The 23,527-nt window shown below is 56.4% G+C and carries 19 protein-coding genes and 2 pseudogenes; 7 read left to right on the top strand and 14 right to left on the bottom strand.

The genetic code is table 11. The annotated features are described in order from the left end of the window. Positions 1-23: 23 nt before the first annotated feature. The 6 genes from MED193_RS17720 to MED193_RS17695 are packed head-to-tail and all read right to left on the bottom strand — an operon-like array spanning position 24 to position 6,655. A complete protein-coding gene (locus tag MED193_RS17720) occupies positions 24-1,199 on the bottom strand; it encodes an ABC transporter substrate-binding protein (RefSeq protein ID WP_039966355.1) in 1,176 nt (391 codons plus the stop codon). Positions 1,200-1,246: 47 nt separating this feature from the next. Continuing rightward, entirely contained in the window at positions 1,247-3,142 is a 1,896-nt protein-coding gene (locus MED193_RS17715) for a long-chain fatty acid--CoA ligase (protein WP_009811132.1), read from the bottom strand. 10 nt (positions 3,143-3,152) lie between these two features. Next, positions 3,153-3,926, bottom strand: coding sequence for an ABC transporter ATP-binding protein (locus MED193_RS17710; RefSeq protein WP_009811131.1), 774 nt, complete (start codon positions 3,924-3,926; stop codon positions 3,153-3,155). Further along, entirely contained in the window at positions 3,926-4,693 is a 768-nt protein-coding gene (locus tag MED193_RS17705; RefSeq protein ID WP_009811130.1) for an ABC transporter ATP-binding protein, read from the bottom strand. Before MED193_RS17705 ends, MED193_RS17710 begins: the two co-directional genes overlap by 1 nt. Next, entirely contained in the window at positions 4,690-5,775 is a 1,086-nt protein-coding gene (locus MED193_RS17700; RefSeq protein ID WP_009811129.1) for a branched-chain amino acid ABC transporter permease, read from the bottom strand. The genes MED193_RS17705 and MED193_RS17700 overlap by 4 nt, the downstream gene beginning before the upstream one ends. A 4-nt stretch (positions 5,776-5,779) precedes the next feature. Then, positions 5,780-6,655: a branched-chain amino acid ABC transporter permease gene (locus tag MED193_RS17695; protein WP_039966353.1), complete on the bottom strand. Its 876-nt coding sequence runs from the start codon at positions 6,653-6,655 to the stop codon at positions 5,780-5,782. A 417-nt stretch (positions 6,656-7,072) separates the two neighbouring features. Here MED193_RS17695 and MED193_RS17690 point away from each other — a divergent pair, with 417 nt between their 5' ends. Then, a complete protein-coding gene (locus MED193_RS17690) occupies positions 7,073-7,687 on the top strand; it encodes a TetR/AcrR family transcriptional regulator (RefSeq protein ID WP_009811127.1) in 615 nt (204 codons plus the stop codon). A 25-nt stretch (positions 7,688-7,712) separates the two neighbouring features. On the opposite strand, the gene pcaQ is transcribed toward MED193_RS17690, so the two are convergent. Next, entirely contained in the window at positions 7,713-8,636 is a 924-nt protein-coding gene (gene pcaQ / locus MED193_RS17685) for a pca operon transcription factor PcaQ (protein ID WP_009811126.1), read from the bottom strand. Between the two features lie 98 nt (positions 8,637-8,734). On the opposite strand from pcaQ, the gene pcaC reads away from it, so the two are divergent. The 5 genes from pcaC to MED193_RS17660 all read left to right on the top strand — a co-directional run bounded on the left by pcaC (position 8,735) and on the right by MED193_RS17660 (position 12,461). Then, positions 8,735-9,133, top strand: coding sequence for a 4-carboxymuconolactone decarboxylase (gene pcaC / locus MED193_RS17680; protein WP_009811125.1), 399 nt, complete (start codon positions 8,735-8,737; stop codon positions 9,131-9,133). Between the two features lie 14 nt (positions 9,134-9,147). Continuing rightward, the gene (pcaH, locus tag MED193_RS17675) at positions 9,148-9,888 is read left to right on the top strand and encodes a protocatechuate 3,4-dioxygenase subunit beta (protein WP_009811124.1); all 741 of its coding nucleotides are present in this window, start codon (positions 9,148-9,150) and stop codon (positions 9,886-9,888) included. Then, positions 9,888-10,514: a protocatechuate 3,4-dioxygenase subunit alpha gene (gene pcaG, locus MED193_RS17670; RefSeq protein ID WP_009811123.1), complete on the top strand. Its 627-nt coding sequence runs from the start codon at positions 9,888-9,890 to the stop codon at positions 10,512-10,514. The genes pcaH and pcaG overlap by 1 nt, the downstream gene beginning before the upstream one ends. 11 nt (positions 10,515-10,525) lie before the next feature. After that, complete coding sequence (locus MED193_RS17665; RefSeq protein WP_009811122.1) at positions 10,526-11,371, top strand: 3-keto-5-aminohexanoate cleavage protein; 846 nt, start codon at positions 10,526-10,528, stop codon at positions 11,369-11,371. Between the two features lie 169 nt (positions 11,372-11,540). Next, positions 11,541-12,461: a PHP domain-containing protein gene (locus MED193_RS17660; RefSeq protein ID WP_009811121.1), complete on the top strand. Its 921-nt coding sequence runs from the start codon at positions 11,541-11,543 to the stop codon at positions 12,459-12,461. Positions 12,462-12,490: 29 nt separating this feature from the next. On the opposite strand, the gene cueR is transcribed toward MED193_RS17660, so the two are convergent. Next, positions 12,491-12,880 carry a Cu(I)-responsive transcriptional regulator gene (cueR, locus tag MED193_RS17655; RefSeq protein ID WP_009811120.1) on the bottom strand — a complete coding sequence of 130 codons (390 nt, stop codon included), beginning with the start codon at positions 12,878-12,880 and terminating at the stop codon, positions 12,491-12,493. Positions 12,881-12,900: 20 nt separating this feature from the next. Next, on the bottom strand, positions 12,901-15,402 hold the full coding sequence (locus MED193_RS17650) for a heavy metal translocating P-type ATPase (protein WP_009811119.1): 2,502 nt from the start codon (positions 15,400-15,402) through the stop codon (positions 12,901-12,903). Positions 15,403-15,870: 468 nt separating this feature from the next. Between MED193_RS17650 and MED193_RS17645 the strand changes: the two genes are divergently transcribed. Continuing rightward, complete coding sequence (locus tag MED193_RS17645; RefSeq protein ID WP_009811118.1) at positions 15,871-16,983, top strand: S-(hydroxymethyl)glutathione dehydrogenase/class III alcohol dehydrogenase; 1,113 nt, start codon at positions 15,871-15,873, stop codon at positions 16,981-16,983. Positions 16,984-17,160: 177 nt separating this feature from the next. Here the strand turns inward: MED193_RS17645 and MED193_RS17640 are convergent, their stop codons facing one another. The 5 genes and pseudogenes from MED193_RS17640 to MED193_RS17615 all read right to left on the bottom strand — a co-directional run. Then, positions 17,161-18,675, bottom strand: a complete 1,515-nt coding sequence (locus MED193_RS17640) for a SpoVR family protein (protein WP_009811117.1) — start codon at positions 18,673-18,675, stop codon at positions 17,161-17,163. After that, positions 18,668-19,996, bottom strand: a complete 1,329-nt coding sequence (locus tag MED193_RS17635; RefSeq protein WP_009811116.1) for a YeaH/YhbH family protein — start codon at positions 19,994-19,996, stop codon at positions 18,668-18,670. Before MED193_RS17635 ends, MED193_RS17640 begins: the two co-directional genes overlap by 8 nt. Positions 19,997-20,011: 15 nt before the next feature. After that, a pseudogene (locus tag MED193_RS17630) lies at positions 20,012-20,992 on the bottom strand (PrkA family serine protein kinase); the annotation flags it as partial. Positions 20,993-21,028: 36 nt separating this feature from the next. After that, positions 21,029-22,158, bottom strand: a protein-coding gene (locus MED193_RS17625) for an IS3-like element ISRosp1 family transposase (RefSeq protein ID WP_085978289.1) whose coding sequence is annotated in 2 segments (ribosomal slippage) — positions 21,029-21,927 and positions 21,927-22,158 — 1,131 coding nt in all. Because the reading frame shifts where the segments join, the coding sequence is not laid out codon by codon here. A gap of 62 nt (positions 22,159-22,220) precedes the next feature. Next, a pseudogene (locus tag MED193_RS17615) lies at positions 22,221-23,180 on the bottom strand (PrkA family serine protein kinase); the annotation flags it as partial. Positions 23,181-23,527 lie beyond the last annotated feature (347 nt).

Genomic DNA, 23,527 nt, shown 5'->3' with positions numbered 1-23,527 from the left:
GAGGCAGCCGTTACCGTACCAAATTACTGACGGCTCAGCTCTTTCCATTTGCCGGATTCGACAACCGAAATCACAATATCATCTGCACCGCGGTGATCATCGCCGCTGTAGGAGATCTGAGTATCAGTGAGGGCATCGAAATATGACAGAGTTTCCATACCCTTAATGAAGGATTCCTGGGTCAAGTCCTGGCCTGCGGCCTCAAGCGCGCGGACCACTGTATCCGCGGCAGAATAGCCCAACATGGCAAAGCCACCGGCTGGCTGACCAAATTTGGCCTGATAATCCGCAATGAACTTAGCTGGAGCCTCGTCCTCAGCGCGGGCAATAAGGTCTACCCAACCTGCAGCAGCATAAAGCCCCTCAGTCACACCACCTGGTACAGCGGCAACAACATCAAGGAAACCAGCCGAGGTGTTGAGGAACTTAACGTCTGTCCAACCCAGTTTCTTGGCGGTACCAACAACCGTAATGCCTTGCCGTACGCCCAGTGCCATAGCGACGATATCACAGCCTGCCGCTTTCAGCTTGGTCAGAGAACCAACAAAATCGAGTTCATCCGGCTTGTGGCTGGTTTCCGCCGCATAGGTCAAACCCAGCTTTTCAGCGGTAGCCACAGCGCTTTCCTGGATTTCTTTACCAAAATCCGAAGGAATATACATGCTGCAGACTTCTTTGGCATCGAATTCGCCTGCCAGATAGGTCACACCGGCATCCACCTGATCATAGTAGCTGGAGAAACCGATGAACTTATTCTCGACCGGGTCCTGAAGCATCTGGCGCGCAGAAGAAAGTGGCCCAACGTTTGGAATACCCTTAGGATCCAAGAGCTTGAAGCCGGCGATATTCATCGGCGTCCCCAAAGACAGCAACATGCCAAAGACCTTATCACGGTTCAACAGCTTGTTATAGCCCTGCATCGCGCGGGGAATCTGATAGCCGTTATCCTCGACCACGAAACGGATCTGGCGACCATGTACGCCGCCCGCCGCATTGGCCTCTTCAAAGCGCATATTCGCACCGTTGGTGGCGGGAACGCCAACTGCTGCAAAGATGCCGCTCAGGTCATTGACCGAGCCAAACACTACTTCGCTGTCGGTCACGCCCTGGCTGTCAGCCTGCACAGCAGAAGCCGCCGTCAGAGCCAGTGCGCCAGCCATCAGCGTGCCCGCCATCACCTTGGATGTAAGTTTCTTCATTTCCATTTCCTCCCTAGAATATTTCGCAGCGCGTTTGGATCACGCCGTCAATACATGTCGTCGATCAGTGCCTTATGCTTCTTCTCCACAAAACTGCGTTTCAACTTCATCGTCGCCGTCAGCTCATCGTCCTCAGCAGTCAACAAGACATTTATCAGGCGAAAATCTTTGATTTGTTCCACCCGGGCAAAATCCTTGTTCACCGCTTCGACCTCTTCGCCAATCTGCTTGACCACCTCCTCCGCGGCACAGAGCGACGCAAAGTCACTAAATGGTATCTTCCGGTCTTGCGCGAATTTTTCAACATTTTCCTGATCAATCATGATCAGACAGCTGAGATATTTACGCTGATCCCCAATCACCACCGCATCTGAAATATAATGGCTAAACTTCAGCCTGCTCTCGATTTCAGCAGGGGTAATGTTTTTGCCGCCCGCCGTGATGATAATATCTTTGATGCGGCCGGTAATGGTCAGATTGCCGGCCTCATCGACGCGACCAACATCCCCGGTCCGCAACCAGCCATCTGCCGTAAAGGTCTCGGCAGTTTTTTCGTTGTTGCGCCAGTAGCCCTGGAAATTGTTCAATCCCAGGGTCTGAATTTCGCCATCCTCGGCAATGCGCAACTGCACACCTGGCACCGGGTGACCAACGGTCCCCGGCACGTTCTGCTCTAGGGTGTTGATGGTCGCAATGCCGGCGTTTTCAGTCATGCCGTATCCCTCAATCAGAGGGACACCAATTGACCAGTACCATTTCAGCAACTCAGGAGAGATGGGGGCTGCCCCGGTGCCGCCGCGGCGCATCTTATCCATGCCCAGCATCCGACGCAGATTGCGCAGCACCATAAAGTCCCAAAAGGCGTATGTTGCGGCAATAGCCGCAGGGGGCTCCTTGCCCACCATCACATATTCTGCCCGCGCTTGCCCGGCCTTGATTGCCTGCTGAAAGGCCCAGCGCCCCATTGTTGTGGCTTCTTGTGCTAGGACCAAAACCCGTGAGTAGATTTTTTCCCAGACCCGCGGCACCGCAAAAAATGTTGCCGGAGAGACTTCCTGCATATTGTCAAAAACCGTCTCGGGGCTTTCGGCAAAATTCACAGTGCTTGAGGCACCAAGTGGGAAGTAAACTGAAACATTGCGTTCTAGAATATGACAAAGCGGCAAAAAGCAAAGTTGCTCATCATTTGGATCCACGGCCAAGGCGCGCGCGCCTGCCTCCATTGAGGCCAGCACATTTTCATGCCCCAACATAGCGCCCTTAGGCATGCCAGTGGTGCCAGAGGTATAGATCAACATCGCGGTATCTTCGGGCTTAGACTTTGCGATCTCCGTCTCAAAGGCACCGGGGATTTTGGCCTCATAGGCCTGCCCCATGGCAACAAGATCTTCGATGAAGATACATTTCTCCTGCTGCAGATCATGCAAGCCATCGCGATCATAGATGATGACCTTGGCAAGACCTGGCACCTGATCGGCAATTTCCAGGTACTTATCCAGCTGCTCATCATTTTCGACAAACAGAAACCGGCTGCCACTGTCATTAACGAGATAGGCCAGTTGGGATGCAGAATCAGTGGTATAAACGCCCGATGCAATGCCACCAACGCCCTGCACGCCCATATCCGTATAAAGCCATTCACGGCGGTCTTCACTCAGGATCGAGACGACCTCGCCGCGCTGCATCCCCAATGAGAGCAGGCCCAGCCCGATCCACTTGGCCTGCTCCCAGTAGGTGGTCCAAGAGAAGGATTTCCAGATCCCCATGTCCTTTTCGCGATGTGCCGTGCGCTCTTGCAGGCTCATACAGCGGGCCTGGAACAGCTTTGGAATGGTGTCACAGCCATCTACCAAAACCGGGCGCTGGCCCGGATCTGCGTTATACGAGACGCCGTTGATTTCAATCTGAGCGGGTCCGGTTTGGTTGCCGACATGCATATTCATCTTTCCCCTCCTAGCGCCATGTTTTCTTGCGTTTCCAGCGTTTCTCGCCACGCTGGCCTTCTTCTTGATGGCCCAGGTAGAAGGATTTGATATCCTCGCTTTCCATCAGTCGGTCCGCCGATCCATCCATCACGATGCGGCCGATCTCCATCACATAGCCCACATCTGCCAGATCTAGGGCGATACGGGCGTTTTGCTCCACCAGCATCATGGTCACATGCTCTTCGGTGTTGAGACGCCGCAGAATAGCAAAGATTTCCTGGACCAAGAGCGGCGACAGGCCCAGACTTGGCTCGTCCAGCAGCATGATCTGCGGTCGCAGCATCAAGCCGCGCCCAATTGCCAGCATCTGCTGCTGCCCCCCTGACAGCGTGCCGGCCTCTTGGTTCCGACGTTCCGCCAGAATGGGAAAATAGTCAAAGACCATCTCACGGTCGCGCTCAATTTCGGCCTTATCCGACCGGGTGTATGCGCCCAGGCTCAGGTTCTCATCAACCGTGAGCAGCGGGAAGACTTCGCGCCCCTCAGGGACATGCACGATGCCATGATCAACGATGCGGTGCGGCTCTTGGCCCTGAATGGGCTTGCCGTTGAACAACACCTCACCCTTTTCAGGGTCCATGATACCCGAGATGGTTTTCAACAGGGTGGATTTACCCGCCCCATTGGCGCCCAGAACGGTGACGATTTGCCCCTTGTCAACTTTCAACGAAACACCACGGATTGCCATGATTGGTCCGTAAAAGCTCTCGAGGTTTTTGATTTCCAGCAAAGGTTCACCCATTAGACTGCCCCCGCGCCAAGATAGGCCTCGATAACGGCAGGATTGGCCTGTACCTCCGCTGGGGTTCCCTCAGCCAGTTTGGCGCCATCTGCCAGGGCCAGCACCCGATCGGAAACACCCGAGACCAGACCCATGTCATGTTCCACCATCAAAACGGTGATCCCCATCTGTTTGCGAATATCGTCAATCCACCAGCGCATGTCCTGAGTTTCCTCCACCGAGAGGCCCGATGCGGGCTCATCCAGCAAGAGAAGACGCGGTTTTGAGGCAAGCGCACGGCCCAGCTCCACCACCTTGCGCACCCCGTAAGGCAACCCGGCGATCATCTTGTTGCGGTAGGGTTGCAGGTCGAGAAAATCAATCACCTCCTCAACCGCCTCTCGGTGGCGCTCCTCTTCGCGCCGTACCCGCGGGGTAAAGAACATCTCCTCCAGCAGGGTGGTTTTGCGATGGCGGTGCCGTCCCACAAGCAGGTTCTGTAGCACTGTAGCGTGCTCAAACAGCTCAATATTTTGAAAGGTCCGGGCAATACCAAGATCCGCCACCTGATCCGCGTCCCGCTCCAGCAGGTTGTTGCCATCAAAGGTAAAGGTTCCGGCAAAGGGTTCGTAAAAGCGCGAGATCAAGTTGAAGGCGGTGGATTTTCCAGCCCCGTTGGGACCGACGATGGCGTAGACCTCGCCCTCCTCAACCGAGAAGCTGAGATCATTGACCGCCACAACCCCGCCGAACTTGAGCGTCGCATTGTTGATTTCCAAAAGGCTCATCTCAGACGCTCCGTCTTCAGGTAGGATTTCTGGCGGCGGAACATATCCTTGCGCGCAAAGGGGAACAGCTCGAACCAGGTGCGGATCTTAAGCCATCGCCCGTAAATCCCCATTGGCTCGAACAGGATGAACATAATCAGGATCAGGCCAAAGACGCCGGTCTCCAGCCCTGGAATAGCGACTCCACTCCCAACGACATTGTCTTTTAGGATCGACAGAGCCTGCGGCAGGAAAGCGACGACAACGGCACCAAAGAAGGCTCCATGGATGGATCCCAGCCCACCAATCACAATCATCATCAACAGGGTGATGGAAATCACCAGGCTAAAGGTCTCGTTGTTGAAGGTGCCCGCGTAGTAGCCCATAAGTGCCCCGGCCCAACCGGTGATCATGCAGGACAGGCCAAAGGCCTTCCCTTTGGTGCGGGCAATATGCACGCCCATAGCGGTGGCGGAGACTTCGCTGTCACGCACAGCCGCAAAGGCCCGCCCTAAGGGAGAGCGCAGCAAGTTGCGGTAAAACAGCGTGCAGATGATGGTGACCACCAGAACCAGGTAGTAGAAACGCGATGGCATCGACCAACGCTCGATCTCAAAGCCGAAGATGGTGATCATCTCTGGGAATTTGCCTGAAACTCCGCCGCTCCAGTGTTCTGTCAGTACGATGATGTCATCGGCCAGAACCGACAGAGCAATGGTGGCAATGGCCAGATAGATCCCATGAAGGCGCAGCACTGGAATTGCGATCAACAGCCCCACAAAGCCGGTAATGACACCTGCGAGTGGGAAGGCGATAATAAAGGGCACGCCCTGTTCGATCAGGATGGTATTGGCGTAGCAACCGATCGCCAGAAAGGCGGCGTGTCCCAGGCTCGCCTGGCCGGTTTGGCCGGTGAGCAACATCAGGCCAAGCCCTGCAATAGCCCAGATCAACACATTGGTGACTTCGCCCAGGTAGAACTCACCAATCAGATAGGGCAGCGCAAAGGCCAGAGCCAATAGCGCCCCATAGACGCAAAGCGTCCAGCGGTCGGGGAACAGTCGAATGTCGTGCTGGTAGGATGTTTTGAAGTGAATACGCATGAGATTATACCTTCTTCACGCGGACCTGGCTGAACAAACCATGAGGTCTGAAGATCAGCACGGCCAGCAACAGGGCATAGGGCGCAATTTGTGAATAACCTGCAGCAAGGTAGCGTGCCGCAAAGGGTTCGATCACCCCAACTATCAAACCACCTGCCAGGGCGCCAGGAAGCGAACCAAAGCCGCCGATGACCGCCGCGGCGAAGGCCTTAATCCCGAGAAGGCCTGCGTTGGGATCAATCGCTCCTTTGGAGGCAAACAGGATCCCCGCAACTGCGGCGGTGGCGCCGGACAGGCCCCAGATCAGACCCTGCACCCGCTTCACCGGGATACCCATGAAATAGGCCGCCATCTGGTTTTGACTTGCCGCCTGCATCGCCAGCCCAAGCTTGGTGCGCTGGAAGAACTGATACAGAAACCAGGTCAATAGGAAGGTAACAACGATGATAGCGACATCAGCCATTCCCAGGACAACGCCACCTATATGAAGATCCCCTAAGGCCAGTGGACTTTCCAGCGTCTGCGGTTCATGGCCCCAGATGATGCCCGCGATGAAACGCAGGACAAAGCCCATTGCAATTGTCAAAATCACCACGGCTGTCTGGTTCTGGCCAAAGAGATGACGCAACACAAACAGATCCAGCAGATAGCCAAACACCGCCATGATTGAAATCGTCAGGGGCGCGGCGATCCAGAATGGTAAATTCATATGTTCCGCATTTGTGAGACCAAGACTAACAAATGCCCCGATCATCATGAAATCCCCCTGAGCGAAATTAACCGCCTCAGTGGCTTTGTAGATCAACACGAACCCAAGCGCGATCAGGCCGTAGACACAGCCATTCGCAAGCCCACTGACCAAGAGCTGCAATACTTCCAAATTTTCCTCCCCCCGCTCCTAAAGAACGGTTCCTTGCCCAGTCTTCATCCGGGCCTTTGCGCTTTTTCGCGGGTTTCCGCACTGCCTCCTCAAGCCGTGGAATCCCAAGCGTCTAAAAACAGACTAATGAGTATGTTTTTGACCTGTCAATTGGCGAGACCCAGCGTCAAACCCTCAAAAAGTGCCTATTTTTTGCGTCTCTGGCGCCCTAGGGTGATTCTAGGCCCCAACCGGTCGTGACCCGTTACGCGGCCTCAAAAGGCGACGTTTTCAGCCCCTTCTGTATGGCCTGCGGCTCTCTCCCTACTGTGATGATCCATGCATGACGCCAAAATGAGATAGTCAAGGCGAGGGATTGCCTCGCGTCTGGGCTGTCTGATAGGCCAAGATCCATTCTGAATCGCAGGCGGACCTTTGATGTTTGAACAGATCAGCAGCTCAAAAAGCGAGATCTTGGACGCCGCCGCCCATTGTTTTATGACTTTGGGGGTCAAAAACGCCTCGGTTGATGATATCGCGGCTCGGCTGGGCTCCACCAAAGGGCGAATCTACCATCATTTCCCCTCTAAAGGCGCCTTGCTTGCAGCAGTACAACTGCGAGCCGCGGGTTTCACGCACCACGCGGTCGCCAAACTGATTGATACCAGCCTGCCAGCGGTTCAGTCGCTGGACAAAATGGCCCGCGGGCATATCTACGAAGTGTTGAACTCGCTCGCGTACCATAAGGTCATCTTGCAGACCTATACGGGGGGTACAGAGGCCAAAAAAATGTCCCGTGTCGAGCAAGACCTGCAGGACCAGATTCGCACCGGACAGCGTCAGTATGAAATGCTGTTCCGGGCCGAAGTCGCACGCGGTATTGCAGAAGGCAGCTTTGAAAAGCGAAACCTGTCTGTGGCTGTGGCTGGCCTAATGTTGATCCTCAACTCGCCCGTGTTCTGGTTTCGGCCAGAGCGCGGCGCCTCGCAAGAATTCATCGACACAATTGCCCGCGATATCAGTAGCATGGCACTGGCCAGCCTAAGGGCCTAGGGCATAGCTCTGCCTCCGCAGAAACCTATTCAATCAGATTACCACACAGCCCCCGCAGGCTAGCGCAAAACCGGGCTCCCATTGCCGACAGCTGGTGTTCACTGCGAATACACAGCCCAACCGGCCCCTGGGTGCTCGTGGTATCCAGGGGCAGCTCCTGCATGGCCCCAGCTGCGAGATCAGCGCGGACCACCCCTTGGCTGATAAACCAGATCGCGCGATGGTCCAGCACAAAGCGCCGCCCAAATGTCGCCGAGACCGTCTCGATAGGGGCCTGCGGCATCGACAGGCCCTGCTCAAGGAACATATGTTCTACCAAGGGACGAATGATTGACCCCTTTGAGGGCATCAGCACCGGGTAGGACTGCAAGGCTCCCGATGGCAGGTGGCTGAGAGGATCCAGGGGATGCCCCGTTGCCACAACCACGGCCACGCGCTCGTGAAAGAGCGGTTCAAAATCGATCCCCACCATACGTTCGGGCGCGGGCAAACGCCCTACAACCAGATCCAAATCCCCACGGCGCAACAGATCCAGCAGATATTGGTTCTCCCCAGTGGTCACTGAGAACCGGTGTCGCCCCGTGCCAGCCTCCAGCTCAGCCAAGGCATCGGGCACCAGGGTCGCCGAAACCGTCGGCAAGGCACCGATACGCAGTTGCGGCCCCTCGTCGGCCTCCAGCCCCTGCAACATCGCCACCCCGTCTCGCGCCAAAGCCAGGCTGCGCCCTGCATGGTGGCGAAACATCTCACCATAGGGTGACAGGCGAATGCCCCGACCGTGGCGCTCTACCAGCGGTTTGCCACAGACCCCCTCCAGCTCTCGGAGGGCGCGGGTAACTGCAGGCTGTGTCATGCCCAGTGCCTCTGCCGCTTGGGTGACACTGGTTTGACGTGCCACTTCAACGAAGACTTCGAGGTGGCGTAACTTGAGGTGGGCAGATAAACGCATATCATTTTCGCAATGCAAACATGTAGAATTTCACATTATACAGTGCATTTTTGATATGTGATACTCTTCTCATGCTGCCAATCAAAGGAAAGCACCGGATGAGCAACAACAGATACGATCAGGGCATGGTGACCCGTCGCGCCGTTTTAGGCGACGCCCACGTGGACCGGGCCGAAGCCGCCAAGACAGATATGGATCAGGCCTTCCAAGCCCTGATTACCGAAGGCGCTTGGGGCACTGTTTGGTCATCAGATGCCATTGCACCGCGTGAACGTTCAATGTTGACTCTGGCCTTGCTGGCCGCCCTAGGGAACTTTGACGAGATCCCCATGCATATCCGCGCCACCGCCCGGACCGGCGCCAGCAAAACCGACGTGCTGGAAGCCTTCCAGCACGTGGCCATCTATGCGGGCGTGCCTCGCGCCAACCACGCCCTGAAACTTGCCAAACAAACCTATGCGGAAATGGAAGCCGACGCCGCCGCAGCCAAGGCCTGAGGAGGAAAACCACAATGACCCAGACACCAAAGAAACAGGGCGAGTTCTACCAGCGCGACCGCCGTTGGCACCCCCCGGCCTTTGACAAGGACTACAAGACCTCTGTGGCGCGCTCGCCCAAACTGTCGCTGATAAGCTTGGAGAATACTCCAAGCGAAATCACCGGCCCCCGCTTTGGCCACGGCGACATGACACCGATCGACAACGATTTGTTGTCCAACTATGCCCAGCCGGACCAAAGCCCCATTGGTGAGCGCATCATCGTGCATGGCCGGGTTTTGGACGAAAACGCCCGTCCAGTACCAAACACCTTGGTCGAGATCTGGCAGGCCAATGCGGGTGGTCGGTATCGCCATAAGAAAGACACCTATCTGGCGCCAATCGATCCCAACTTTGGTGGCTGTGGCCGCACCATGACCGATGAGAATGGCTATTATTACTTTCGCACCGTGAAACCCGGCGCCTATCCCTGGCGCAACTGGGTCAATGACTGGCGGCCTGCGCATATCCATGTTTCGGTCTTTGGCACAGGGTTCGCCCAGCGCCTGATCACCCAGCTGTATTTTGAGGGCGACCCGCTGGTCAAAACATGCCCCATCGTGGCGACAATTCCCGACCCGGAAGCGGTCGAGCAGCTGATTGCCAAGCTCGACATGAACGCCACCATTCCGCTGGATACCATCGCCTATAAATTCGACATCGTGCTGCGCGGCCGCCGCTCAACCCTGTTTGAAAACCGTCTGGAGGGGAACTAATGCCACAATCACTTGAGTATCTGAAAGAAACCCCTTCACAGACCGCTGGCCCCTATGTGCATATCGGCCTCGCCCCTGGCGCGGCTGGGTTTCAGATCTACGATCAGGAACTGGGCCAGGACATCGCCGGCCCAAATGCCAAAGGCCAGCGCATCCGTGTCGAAGGCCTGGTCATCGACGGCACCGGATCCCCGGTCAAGGACGTGCTGCTAGAGGTCTGGCAGGCCAATGCAGATGGTGTCTATCCACACCCAGAACATGCCGGACATGAGAGCGTCGAAGAGGGCTTTCGCGGCTGGGGCCGGGTGATCACCAATTTTGAAACCGGCGAATGGGCGTTTGATACGGTCAAACCCGGCGCCCTGATGGGCCGCAATGGCCAGATGATGGCACCGCATATCAACCTGTGGATCGTCGCCCGCGGCATTAATGTGGGGCTCAACACCCGGCTTTATTTTGACGATGAGGCAGAGGCCAACGCGGCTGATCCGGTCATCAATGTGATTGAATGGGAAAAACGCCGCGAGACGTTGATTGCAAAACGCAGTGAACGCGACGGTGAGACGGTGTATCGTTTCGACATCCGCCTTCAGGGCGACGATGAAACCGTCTTTTTTGACATTTAAAGGGAGCATCTATGAACACCTCGAGCCAGGGAAAGCCCTGTATCATCTGCGTTGCCATCACCGGATCCGTGCCTCGCAAGGAGCACAATCCGGCGGTGCCCGTCACCATTTCCGAACAGATTGAAAGCACCCAAGCGGCGTTTGAAGCTGGTGCCTCGATTGCCCATTGTCATGTGCGCAATGACGATCAAACGCCCTCATCTGATCCAGAAAAGTTTGGCCGCCTATTGGAAGGGCTGAACAAGCACTGCCCCGGGATGATTGTGCAGCTCTCCACTGGCGGGCGCTCTGGCGCAGGCAAGGAGCGCGGCGGCATGCTGTCTTTGCGCCCCGACATGGCTTCGCTATCTGTAGGGTCCAACAACTTCCCCACCCGCGTGTATGAGAACCCGCCGGAGCTCGTGGACTGGCTCGCCAGCGAGATGCGCCAATATGAGGTTAAGCCCGAAATAGAGGCCTTTGACCTGAGCCATATCCACCAAGCGGTGAAGATGAACCATGACGGGCGTATTACCGGCAAGCTCTATGTTCAATTTGTCATGGGTGTGAAAAACGCCATGCCGGTGGATAGTGAAACCTTTGATTTCTACATCAAAACGGTAGAGCGCCTGGCGCCTGAGGCGGAATGGTGCGGGGCCGGAATCGGTCCAGGCCAGATTCAGATCAATGAATGGGCAATTGCCGCAGGGGGTCATACCCGCACCGGACTTGAGGATAACCTGCGCCTTACCCGTGAAACCCTGGCGCCATCAAACGCGGCTCTGGTACAGCGTGCTGCTGATCTGTGCGACAAATACGAGCGCCCCGTCGCCAGCTGGCAGCAGGCCCGCGAGATACTAGGTTTGCGCCCACAATAATCAAGCTGGGCGGCGAAGGGCTGATCCTCATATCAGTCCTCGCCGCTCGTCCATTTTGGAACGCTGCCGATCCGCTACTGGGCAAGCGTCATGAAACTCAAACATTGCTGTCAAAAATCCATTACCGGTGACCGCTAGCTGCCCTCCAAACCAACTGGAGACATAGCCAATGCTGCACGCTACCTTTGCCGCCCCCGGCACTTTTTTTCGTGGGAATCTGCATACCCATTCCAACCGTTCGGATGGGGTATTGGATCCCGCTGAGGTTTGCCGCCGCTACAAATCCGAAGGCTATGACTTTATCGCGCTGACCGATCACTTTGTTGGCCGCTATGAATACCCCATTACAGATACCGCCGCCTTCCGCGATGAGGTCTTTACCACCATCCTCGGCGCTGAGGTGCATTCCGGCGCGATGGAAAATGGCGAATTATGGCATCTCGTTGCCGTGGGCCTGCCCGCAGATTTCGCCCCCTCAAATTCCCCTGACTTCCATCCCGTCGAGGGGCAGGAAACCGGGCCGGAGCTGGCGCAGCGTGCCCGCGATGCCGGGGCCTTTGTCGCCGTGGCCCATCCCCATTGGTCCGGGCTTACTCTGGCTGATGCCCGTTCGATCAAAGCCGCCCATGCGGTGGAAATCTACAACCATGGCTGTGCCGTGGAATGTGACCGCGGCGAGGGTCTGCATGTTGCGGACCTGCTGCTGTCCGAAGGGCGCGATTTGACCTTCATCGCCACTGATGATGCCCATTTTTCAGGCCCCGACCATTTTGGCGGCTGGGTCATGGTCAAGGCCGAGGCCAATGAACCCGAACTGCTTCTCGAAGCCTTGAAGGCAGGGCATTTTTATTCTTCGCAGGGGCCTGAACTCAAAGCTCTCGCCGTGAATGACAGTTTTATTGATCTGGCCTGTTCGGCGGTTTCCACCGTTATCGTTCAGGGGCACGGGTCTGCTGCCGTGTCGCAGCACGGAGATAGTCTGACCCAGGCACGTATCCCTCTGGACCGTTTCAAAGACAGTGCCTGGCTGCGCGTCACGGTGATTGATCGCGCTGGCAGGCGGGCCTGGTCCAATCCAATCTGGCGCTAGCCGCATTTAACCCAACACAGTCCGCCCAGTCACACCTTGCCAGACAGGTCTTTCAAAATCGGGCAGTCCGGGCGGCTGTCACCAGCACAGCAATGCACCAGCTCGGTCAGGGTATCCCGCATCGCCTCAAGGTCTGCGATTTTGGTCTCGATCTTGCTAAGATGTTCCAGCGCCAATTGTTTGACGTCACCACTGGCCCGGCTTTCATCCTCATATAGCGCCATCAACATGCGGCAGTCTTCTATGGTGAACCCGAGGGCCCGCGCCCGGCCCAGAAAAGCCAGCTTGTGAAGATCTGCCTCGACAAAACATCGATAGCCGTTTTCGCTGCGCCGCGGTTTAATCAGGCCGATATCCTCATAATAGCGGATAGTCTTGGCCGGCAGGCCCGAGCGGGTTGATACATCACCGATATTCATGCGAACCTCATGCTGCGGCGTCAGGTGGCGGGGCGAAGAGAAGCTGTGCCGTTCCTCGGCATCTCTGCCTTTTCATCTAAGCTGGATTTCAGCCGATGCAAGCGCAGCGCGTTACTGAGGACGAAAACGCTGGACAGCGCCATTGCCCCCGCCGCCAACACCGGAGACAGCAATGGCCCGCCAGAAGGATAGAGCACGCCCGCAGCCACCGGCACCAGGAGAACGTTGTAACCAAAGGCCCAGCCAAGGTTCTGGCGGATATTGCGCATCGTAGCACCACTGATTGTGAGCGCGTCCTGCACCCCGCGCAAATCACCCGAGACCAACACCACATCTGCGGCCTCGATTGCGACATCCGTGCCGGTGCCGATGGCAACTCCCACATCGGCAGCCGCCAGGGCTGGTGCATCGTTGAGGCCATCCCCAACAAAGGCAAGTGACCCAAAACTGTCCTGCAGCTCCTTCATGGCCGCGACCTTGTCCCCTGGTAGGCACTCGGCGCGCACGGCATCAATGCCTAGCCGCGTGGCAATGGCCTGGGCTGTTGCTTCGGCATCGCCGGTGATCATCGCCACTTTTATTCCCCGGGCCTGTAGCGCTGCTATCGCCTGCGCGGTGCCTTGTTTGATAGGATCAGCAACTGCTAGAACCGCCGCGAGCTGACCGTTGAGCGCCACATAAAACGGCGTCTCGCCCTCCGCCGCCCAGCTCTGCGCCAAAGCGGCCAGTGCAACAGCATCGATACCTTCGCGCTGCATCAGACGCGCAGCCCCGACCAACACCTCGTTACCCTCCACCTGCGCCCGCAGGCCAAACCCCGGCAGCGCTTCGACGCTTTGCGCCTTGGGCAGGTCTTTGCCAGCAGCCGCAACTAAGGCTTTGGCGATGGGATGCTCTGACTGTGCCTCCGCGGCACCGACAAGCCGCAGCACCTCATCGCTCACAAAGCCCTCTGCGGGTTGAAGATTGGTCAATGCCGGGTGACCAGCAGTCAAGGTGCCGGTTTTATCTAGCGCCACCACCTGAACCGCTTGCAGCTTTTGCAGGGCATCGCCTTTGCGAAACAGCACCCCCATCTGCGCTGCCCGGCCAATACCCACCATGATCGAGGTGGGCGTCGCGAGCCCCATGGCGCAGGGGCAAGCAATAATCAGCACCGAAACCCCCGCCACCAACGCCAAGGGCAGCGCGGGCGCAGGCCCCAGGATCAGCCAAGCCAGCACCGTCAAACAGGCCGCCAGCAAAACAGCAGGTACAAACCAAAGCGTAATACGATCGACCATTCCCTGAACCGGCAGTTTTGCCCCCTGTGCCTGCTCAACCATCTGGATGATCTGCGCCAGCGCGGTATCCCGCCCCACATGGGTGGCGCGAAACTCCAGCACCCCAGAGCCATTGACGGTCCCGGCCGACAGACGCGCTGCTTTGCCTTTTTCGACTGGCACAGCCTCGCCGCTCAACATGCTCTCATCCACAAAGGAGCTGCCAGAAGTCACCTCACCATCCACGGCAATGCGCGCACCCGGACGCAGCCGGATCAGATCACCTGGCGCGATCTCTTCCACCGGGGTTTCGATCACACTGTCGCCGCTGATCAGTTCTGCCGTTTTGGGCTGCAGAGAGACCAGTTTCCGGATCGCCGCCCCTGTACGCCCCTTGGCGCGGGCCTCCAGCAGGCGCCCGGCCAGGATCAGAACCACGATGACACAGGCGGCTTCAAAATAGACATTGGCCGTTCCCACAGGCAATACCTGCGGAAAGAACGTTGAGATCACCGAGAACCCATAAGCAGCAGCCGTTCCCAGCGCCACGAGCGCATTCATATCTGGCGCACCGCGCAGCAAAGCTGGCACACCCTTGCTGTAGAAGTGCCGCCCAGGGCCAATCAACACCAAGGTAGCGAGGACAAACTGCAGTAAAAAGCTATTGCTGTGCCCGATATTGGCCATCACCCAATGATGCATCGCAGGCACCATGTGGCTGCCCATTTCGATCACGAAAACGGGCAAGGTCAAGACGGCGGCAAGGCTCAGCTGTCGGCTCAGGGCGGTGATTTCTTGCCCCCGGCGCTGTTGCGCCTGTTCTGCAGCATCCGCTTCGGAGCCTCGCAAAGAAGCAGGATAGCCCGCCTTTGTACTGGCCGCACGCAAGTCTGCCGCGCGGGTCGCCCCAGTCAGGTAACGGATCTCAGCCCGTTGAGTGGCCAGGTTTACCTCTGCTGAAACAACGCCAGGCACCGCCCTCAAGGCCGCCTCGGCCCGCCCCACGCAGGAGGCACAGCTCAGCCCTTCTATATCCAGGCTCAGCTGGGACAAGGCCGCCGGATAGCCGGCCTGCTCGAGTGCCGAAACGAGCACCGCTGGTTCAAGATCCGGCATGGCCTGGACCTGCCCCTTGGCGGTCGCTAGATTGACCGAGGCCTCAGTTACGCCCGGTAATGCGGCCAGGGCTTTTTCGGCCCGACCAACACAGCCCGCACAACTAAGCCCCGTGATCTGCATCGATATTTGGCGATCTTGCATAGCGAAATCCAGTGATTTTCCTCGTCTGGGACCTCATTTGGGGCCTCCAGTTAGGGGAAGGTCAAGCCCCAAGCTCCAGAAAAACACCCTTCTTTTCCGACAGCCCCTAAAGTTCTGCTGCCAAGCCTTCTCTGAACTGTCGCCAACTCTGGCCGTTTCATCAACAAGGTCAAAAACGGCGTCTAAACTGCTCGCTGCCGCTGACGCGGGCGAAGGCCGCAGAATAGCCGTTTTAGTCGTTTTTAGAACCCTGGCGCACCGCAGTATTTTGTAGAGATCAAGCAAGCCCTTGCGAGAGAGCTTAGGCGGTTGTAACGCTGGGTTAGCCCAGCGCGGCAGGACAGGCTCTCCTGTCCATAGCCCTGCGTTAAACCAGGCCTACGTCTCACCTGGGCAAAACATGATAGGTACCGTTTGGGGCGATGTCCTCAACAAGCTGCCAAAACAGGACGAAGGATCGGATTGATGATGCGCACACGTGCCGCTGTTGCAGTTGCTCCGGGCAAGCCGCTCGAAGTTATGGAAGTGAACCTTGATGGGCCAAAGGCCGGCGAGGTTCTGGTGGAGATCAAGGCTACAGGCCTGTGCCACACGGATGAGTTCACCCGCTCTGGAGATGATCCCGAAGGTATTTTCCCCGCTATTCTAGGCCATGAGGGCGCAGGTATCGTCATCGAAGTCGGCGAAGGCGTGACCAGCCTGGAGGTGGGTGATCACGTTATCCCGCTCTACACACCCGAGTGCCGCGAATGCGAATACTGTCTCAACCCCAAAACGAACCTGTGCCAGGCGATCCGCTCGACCCAGGGCGCGGGACTGCTGCCGGATGGCTCCACCCGGTTTTCGATGCTCGATGGGACCCCCATTCACCACTACATGGGGTGCTCGACCTTTGCCAACCACACTGTGGTTCCGGAAATAGCCCTGGCCAAGGTGCGCAAGGACGCGCCATTCGATAAGATCTGCTACATTGGTTGCGGCGTAACCACCGGCATCGGCGCTGTGATCAACACCGCCAAGGTCGAGATCGGCTCGACGGCCATTGTTTTTGGTCTCGGCGGTATTGGGTTGAACGTCATTCAGGGACTGAAACTGGCAGGTGCGGATCAGATCGTCGGCGTTGATCTCAATCCTGGCAAGGTCGAGATGGCCACGCATTTTGGCATGACCCATTTTGTCAATCCAGCCGAAGTGAGCGGCGATCTGGTGGCGCATCTGGTCGAGGTGACCGGTGGCGGCGCAGATTACACCTTTGATGCCACGGGCAACGTAAACGTCATGCGTACCGCGCTTGAAGCTGCGCACAAAGGTTGGGGCGAAAGCATTATCATCGGTGTCGCCCCTGCAGGTGCCGAAATCTCCACCCGTCCGTTCCAGCTGGTCACTGGCCGCAGCTGGCGCGGCACCGCCTTTGGCGGCGCTTCGGGTCGTACAGACGTGCCCAAGATTGTGGACTGGTACATGGACGGCAAGATCGAGATCGATCCAATGATCACCCATAAGCTTACGCTGGATCAGATCAACGAGGGTTTTGAACTCATGCACGCCGGCAAATCTATCCGCGCCGTGGTAGAATTCTAGAAGCCCGCGCAGCCTTCCCATACTACAGAACCTAGAACACAACAGGCGCGACACCCAATAATGGGGTCGCGCCTGATTTCTGCGCTGCCCCCTGGCTTCCAATGTCAGGGGTCGAATGCCATTCAAGAAAATCCATTGTGATCGAAGAACAAATCGCCGCTTGCCACCCGAAACCGACTAACGCTCGACCACGGTTTCCACCGCATTCAGGCAAACATCATAGCCCCAAAGTGTGCGAAGATGGCGCAGGACCTCCTCCTTGTTCTTCTCTTCCAACTGGATCCCATCACGTACCGTATGGGAAAGGATCAGGCGCCTATCCCCGCTCAAATCTGCATCTGTGACCTGGATATCAGGTTCTAAATAGGCCAGATCATATTGCTGCGCCAAGGAACGGCGGATTTCCTTGTACCCCGCCCGGTTGTGGATCTGGCTCACCACCAGGTCCTTTTGGTCCGCATCATCCACCAGGGTAAAAAGCTTAAACTTGCGCATCAAATGCGGCGACAGGAACTGCTGGATGAAGCTCTCATCCCGGTAGTTGGCCCAGGCATCGCGCAGCACCGCACGCCAGTCCGCATGACCTGCGAGATCCGGAAACCACTCTCGGTCCTCCTGCGTGGGGGTTTCGCAGATCCGCTTGATATCCATCATCATGGCAAAGCCCAGCGCATAGGGGTTGATCCCAGAATAGCGCGGATCGTCATATTCAGGCTGCAACACCACATTGGTATGGCTGTGCATCATTTCCATAAAGGCGCCCTCAGACAGACGCCCCTGCGAGAACAACTCATTGATGATGTAATAATGCACAAATGTGGCGCATCCCTCATTCATCACCTTGGTCTGTTTCTGGGGATAGAAATACTGCGCAAGCATCCGTACGATGCGCAGCAACTCACGCTGCCAGGGCTTCAGGATCGGGCTGTGCTTTTCCAGAAAATAGAGAATGTTCTCCTGCGGCAGGTTGAGGCTCTTGCGCCGCGCACTTTGAGGCTCGTCAGGATGCTCCCCTTCCTTTGTTTTTCCCAAAGTGGCATCCGTCCATATGTCCAACAGGCTCCGCGCACTCTCATGGCCATCACGAACCCGTTGCATGGCTTCCAACTCCTGCGCGGTGGGTTTGGGTGGACGCCCATAGCGAAACACCCCCTGGGTTTGCAATGCATGAGCTGAATCCAAGATTTCCTCGACTGCATCCAGTCCGTAGCGTTCCTCACAGGCAGCAATATAGTTCTTAGCAAAAGCGAGATAGTCGTGAATGCCATCGGCATCCGTCCATTGCAGAAACAGGTAGTTGTTCTTGAAAAAGTGATTATGGCCAAAGGCCGCATGGGCCATAACCAGTGTCTGCATCGCCATGGTGTTTTCTTCCATGTTATAACTGATGCAGGGATTAGAGTTGATCACGATTTCATAGGCCAATCCCTGTCGCCCAGTACGATAGAGTGCCTCGTCGCGAGCAAAATGTTTGCCAAAGGACCAATGCTGGTACATCAGGGGCAGCCCGGTGCAGGAATAGGCATCCAGCATCTGCTCCGCCGAGATGATTTCGATCTGGTTCTGGTAGACGTTCAACCCCAGATCATTAAGCGCGATGTCCTCGATGGCATCGCGGGCCTTTTCCAACAGCTCAAAGCTCCACTCAGGCCCGTCAAACAGCAAGTTGGACCCCGGTTTTACGTCAAGCATTTTGACCTCCTTTTATCCGGGGTAGGAAAAACTCTCTGAAGATAGGATAGATATGCGCCGCATGGGACACCCGCTGCATCTCAAAATGCGGTGTCTGCGCCTTCACCGTCCGGTAGTTTTGCCAAAGATCATCCCCGGCCTCCGGGTTGTTCAGAACCGCATCGGCACCTTCTTCGACAATCTCCATATAGGCGTAGTATTGACAGACTGGCAGTAGATCGTCGAGCAACAGCTTCCTGCAGCGGACCGAGTCATTGCCAAAGTTCTCTCCATCGGACACCTGCGCACCGTAGATATTCCACTCCTGTGCAGGGAAACGTTCCGCGATAACCTCACGCATTTTATCCAGGGCGGTAGAAACGATGGTGCCGCCGGTTTCCCGGGCATAGAAAAAGGTTTCCTCATCCACCTCCTCAGCGACATGGGTATGGCGGATAAAAACCAGTTCGGTGTGTTCATAGCAGCGTGACAAGAACAGATGCAGCAGCAGAAAAAACCGCTTGCCCAGATCCTTTTCACGCTCCTGCATCGAGCCCGACACATCCATCAGGCAAAAGACCACTGCACGGGATTTTTTAATTTTCTCCGGCACATGCGTGTCAAACCGCAGATCAATTGGGTCGATATAGCCCACAACCTTACGTTTGCGCTGCAACGCCTCCAGCCTCGTCTGCAAGTCCTCCAACAACGCGACCTGCGCCTTCGTCGGCGACGGCAAGCCCGTCAGCACTTCTATTTCAGCCTCCAGATCCGCCTCTGCCTGGGCCGACGGCCGCCGAAGAGCTATACGCCGCCCCAAAGAATTGCGCATGGTACGGACGAGGTTAAGGTTATTGGGCGTGCCAGCTGTGGTCAGCCCAGCGCGGCGACTGCCAATTGTCTCGGTCTCGACAGTGGATTTCTCCACCAGATCCGGCAGCTCCAACCCATCAAACAGGATCTCCAGATATTCGTCGCGCGTGAGGGTAAAGGAAAAATCATCACTCCCCTCGCCCTCTTCTGAGGCCTTGCCCCCGCCCTGACCTGAACCGCCATCCGGTTTAGGGATGGTATCGCCAACTACAAACTCCTTGTTCCCTGGCAGAACGTGTTTGCGATTGCCACCAGGTCCGTGAAAAAACCTTGGCTCTTGCAGCCCTTTTGATGGGATCGTCACTTTTTCGCCTTCGGCCGCGACCCCCTCCCCATCCTGAATGGATTTGTCACGAACCGATCTGTCTACACGCTCTTTAATATTGTCCCGGGCGCGGCGTAGGAACCTTTGACGATTGCCGTGGCTTTTGCCCTTAGGGTTGGCGCGTCTGTCGATGAATTGATGCATCTTGCAGCGTCCCCGTTACCCGGCCTTGTTGACCCGCATGTACCACTCAACCAGGCGCCGCACCTGGCGGTCAGTATAGCCATGGCTGCGCATACGTTCGACGAACTCCTGGTGCTTGCTCTCAGTCTTGCTGTCCTTCTTGCTGCCAAAGCTGATCACCGGGAGCAGCTCTTCGACCTGGCTAAACATGTGCTTTTCAATAACATCGCGGAGCTTCTCGTAGGAGTTCCAAGCAGGATTTGACCCGGTATTTGCGCGATGGCGCAGGGCGAATTTCACCACCTCATTGCGAAAGTCCTTAGGGTTGGCTATGCCCACGGGCTTTTCGATTTTGCTCAGCTCGCTGTCGAGAATGTCACGATCATAGAGCTGGCCGGTATCGGGGTCCTTGTAGTCCTGCTCCTCGATCCAGGCATCCGCATAGGAAATATAGCGGTCAAAGACGTTCTGGCCGTACTCTGTGTAGCTCTCCAGATAGGCCTTCTGGATCTCGTTTCCGATAAACTCCTCGTAGCGCTGCGCCAGATCCGTCTTGATGAACTCGAGATACTTCGCCTCGATCTCTGCCGGGAACTGTTCCCGTTTGATCATTTGCTCCAGCACATACATGAGATGGACGGGATCGGCAGCGACCTCATCGGTATCGAAATTGAAGGTCGAAGACAGCACCTTGAAGGCAAAGCGCGTAGAGATACCGTTCATGCCTTCATCCACGCCGGCCCGATCCTGATACTCCTGCACCGTCTTGGCCTTGGGATCAGTATCTTTCAGGCTTTCCCCATCGTAGACCCGCATCTTGGAATAGAGATTAGAGTTTTCGTGGGGCTTCAGCCGGGTCAGAACCGAAAACCGGCTCAGTATCTTGAGCGTCTCTGGGGCGCAGGGGGCCTCGGCCAGCTCACTGTGCTGGATCAGCTTGTCATAGATCTGCGCTTCATCACTGACCCGCAGACAATAGGGCACCTTGACGATGGAAACCCGGTCGATAAAGGCTTGGACCTGTCGCGTTTTAGTGCCGCCCCAAGTGCTCGTTTAAGCCACCTTTCGTTCGAAGGCGACAGGGCTTTTCCAGCCCAGTGCTGAGTGACGGCGGCGTGGATTGTAGAACCCGTTTATGTATTCGAAGATCGCCATTTCAGCCTTCCGACGGGTCTCCCAAGGATGCCGCCAGATCAGTTCAGCTTTGATGGTCTTGAAGAACGTCTCGACGGCGGCGTTGTCGTAACAATTACCCTTACCGCTCATCGATACTTTGAAGCCGTTCTGGCGCAGGATTTTCTGGTAGTCATGGGAACAATATTGCGACCCGCGATCCGTATGATGGATGCAGCCTTTGGGCGGCTGCCGGAACGCGATGGCCATATTCAACGCCCGGATCGCCAAGTCGCGTTTCATCCGATTGCTCACGGCCCAGCCGATAACACGCCTTGAATGCAGATCGAGGATCACGGCCAGATACAGCCAGCCTTCGCGGGTCCAGACATAGCTGATATCCCCCGCCCACTTTTGATTTGGCAGGTCAGCTGAGAAGTTTCGATCCAGCAAGTTCGGCGCGATATTGAACTTGTGGTCACTGTCTGTCGTGACCTTGTGTTTGCGTGTTCTGACAACAGATATCCCGTTCTGGCGCATCAACCTGCCAACACGACGGTGGCCCACGTTCAAACCGATCTCCTTCAACTCTTCGGTCATTCGTGGGCGGCCATAGCTCCCCAAACTAAGCCGCGACTGCTCTTTGATATGAGCCAGCGTGACCAGATCAGATCGCTGCCTACGACTGGCTGGGCGACTGCGGAATGCGCGTAACCCGCGTGCGCTGACACCGACGACCTCGCACAACCGGGCGGCTGGAAAGCTGCCCCTGTGTTCTTCGACAAACCTAAATCTCATTGCTTTAGGCCCGCAAAGAACTGGGTGGCTTTTTTTAAGATCTCCCTCTCCTCCTTCAGGAGCCGGTTCTCCCGTCGAAGTCGATCATTCTCTTGAGCCAGGCTCAAATCCTCTTTGGAAACCACGTCTGTGTCTCGGTGTGCAGTGATCCATTTGTTCAACGTCGACATGCCAACACCCAGATCGTCAGCCACCTGCTTACGCGTCAGCCCACTGGTTAATGCGATGCGCACCGCATCTTGTCGAAATTCGTCTGTCCGTTTCAGTCCCATAGTTCATCTCCTTTGTTGCAGTAAATGCTATCAAAGGAGCGGCATCAAACCGTGACAGGTCCAGCTTCATTGTTTTTGTTGTTCTTGAAAGCCTGCCATTCGCTTTCATTGGAATGCGCCAGAACCAAGCCGGTGAAAGGAATGGCACCAAAGCTCTCGGTGCCCATATAGTTGCCTTCCTGCGTCGCAGTGAGAAGTGGATGCAACATCTTGATGGGCGCTTTGAACATTTCGACAAATTCCAGCACACCCTGATTGGCGCGGTTCAAGCCGCCCGAAAAACTATAAGCGTCTGGATTGTCCTGGCTGAAATGCTCAAGCTGGCGAATGTCCACCTTGCCCACGAGGGTCGAGATGTCCTGATTATTCTCATCACCCGGCTCCACCTTGGCAACTGCCATACGTCGTAGCCCTGAGGGATAGATCCGCGCCACGGTGAACTTGCTGATGTCACCGCCAAACTCATCCAACCGCTGCACTGCCCAGGGCGACATCAACCCCGGCAACCGATGCCGTGCGATGCCGTATTCCTCTTCCAGCACCTTACCCATGCGCTGAGGGTCAAACAAACCCAGGGGGCTTTCAAAGATTGGCGAGAGCTGATCACCCGCCTTAAGCACATAGATCGGCTGATCTTCAACCAGCCGCTTGAGCTGCTCCGCCAACGAGGATTTCCCGCCACCCACCGGCCCCAACAGATAGAGGATCTGTTTACGCTCTTCTAAACCCTGAGCCGCATGACGGAAATAGCCCACGATCCGCTCGATGGTGTCTTCCATACCGTAGAAGTCTTTGAAGGCGCGATATTGCTTAATCGTTCGGTTCTGAAAGATCGGCCCCAGTCGGGCGTCCTTGGAGGTATCAACAAGCTCCTCTTCGCCGATGGCCTTGAGCATGCGCTCGGCCACATTGGCATAGAGGCTCGGATCATCGCGACACCCATTGAGATAGTCATAAAGGGACATCTCCTGTTCGCGTGTCTGGCCGTATTGCTCTACAAATATCTCGGCAATGTCTTTCATCGGGATCTAGCCTCCTGGTTTACGCTTCGCCCTTTCTCCTGGCGGTGAAGACACGCACAGACATAGAGACCCCATAGTCTGGGCCACGGATGCCCGCGGTGGTTTGTGGTTTTGATTTCTGCTCTTGTTCGACGGCGTCTTACGCACCGGATGCCCACTCTGATCAGGGGGCTTGGTCCGGCAATCGAGAGTCTCAAACGCCGTTCAGTATTCCGAAAGGGTACACTATTTGCGAGTTCCATACTATTAGGAACTGGTGTATTTTTAATTAATTGCCAGAAGATTTTTATCAAAAACTCTTCACAATTTCACCCACAGCTTTGATCTTGGTCCAGGAGCCCCCTGCA

It is taken from the genome of Roseobacter sp. MED193 (assembly GCF_000152965.1).
GTDB lineage: Bacteria > Pseudomonadota > Alphaproteobacteria > Rhodobacterales > Rhodobacteraceae > Pseudophaeobacter.
This window is presented reverse-complemented; position numbering and strand designations above follow the sequence as displayed.

Bases quoted from the DNA above. Each gene is read 5' to 3' on its own strand.
- MED193_RS17645 (WP_009811118.1), top strand. From the start codon at position 15,871: ATGCGCACACGTGCCGCTGTTGCAGTTGCTCCGGGCAAGCCGCTCGAA.
- cueR (WP_009811120.1), bottom strand. From the start codon at position 12,880: ATGAATATCGGTGATGTATCAACCCGCTCGGGCCTGCCGGCCAAGACT.
- MED193_RS17700 (WP_009811129.1), bottom strand. From the start codon at position 5,775: ATGCGTATTCACTTCAAAACATCCTACCAGCACGACATTCGACTGTTC.
- MED193_RS17715 (WP_009811132.1), bottom strand. From the start codon at position 3,142: ATGAATATGCATGTCGGCAACCAAACCGGACCCGCTCAGATTGAAATC.
- MED193_RS17705 (WP_009811130.1), bottom strand. From the start codon at position 4,693: ATGAGCCTTTTGGAAATCAACAATGCGACGCTCAAGTTCGGCGGGGTT.
- pcaC (WP_009811125.1), top strand. From the start codon at position 8,735: ATGAGCAACAACAGATACGATCAGGGCATGGTGACCCGTCGCGCCGTT.
- MED193_RS17640 (WP_009811117.1), bottom strand. From the start codon at position 18,675: ATGCTTGACGTAAAACCGGGGTCCAACTTGCTGTTTGACGGGCCTGAG.
- MED193_RS17665 (WP_009811122.1), top strand. From the start codon at position 10,526: ATGAACACCTCGAGCCAGGGAAAGCCCTGTATCATCTGCGTTGCCATC.
- MED193_RS17690 (WP_009811127.1), top strand. From the start codon at position 7,073: ATGTTTGAACAGATCAGCAGCTCAAAAAGCGAGATCTTGGACGCCGCC.
- MED193_RS17660 (WP_009811121.1), top strand. From the start codon at position 11,541: ATGCTGCACGCTACCTTTGCCGCCCCCGGCACTTTTTTTCGTGGGAAT.
- MED193_RS17650 (WP_009811119.1), bottom strand. From the start codon at position 15,402: ATGCAAGATCGCCAAATATCGATGCAGATCACGGGGCTTAGTTGTGCG.
- MED193_RS17720 (WP_039966355.1), bottom strand. From the start codon at position 1,199: ATGAAGAAACTTACATCCAAGGTGATGGCGGGCACGCTGATGGCTGGC.
- MED193_RS17635 (WP_009811116.1), bottom strand. From the start codon at position 19,996: ATGCATCAATTCATCGACAGACGCGCCAACCCTAAGGGCAAAAGCCAC.
- pcaQ (WP_009811126.1), bottom strand. From the start codon at position 8,636: ATGCGTTTATCTGCCCACCTCAAGTTACGCCACCTCGAAGTCTTCGTT.
- MED193_RS17710 (WP_009811131.1), bottom strand. From the start codon at position 3,926: ATGGGTGAACCTTTGCTGGAAATCAAAAACCTCGAGAGCTTTTACGGA.
- pcaH (WP_009811124.1), top strand. From the start codon at position 9,148: ATGACCCAGACACCAAAGAAACAGGGCGAGTTCTACCAGCGCGACCGC.
- pcaG (WP_009811123.1), top strand. From the start codon at position 9,888: ATGCCACAATCACTTGAGTATCTGAAAGAAACCCCTTCACAGACCGCT.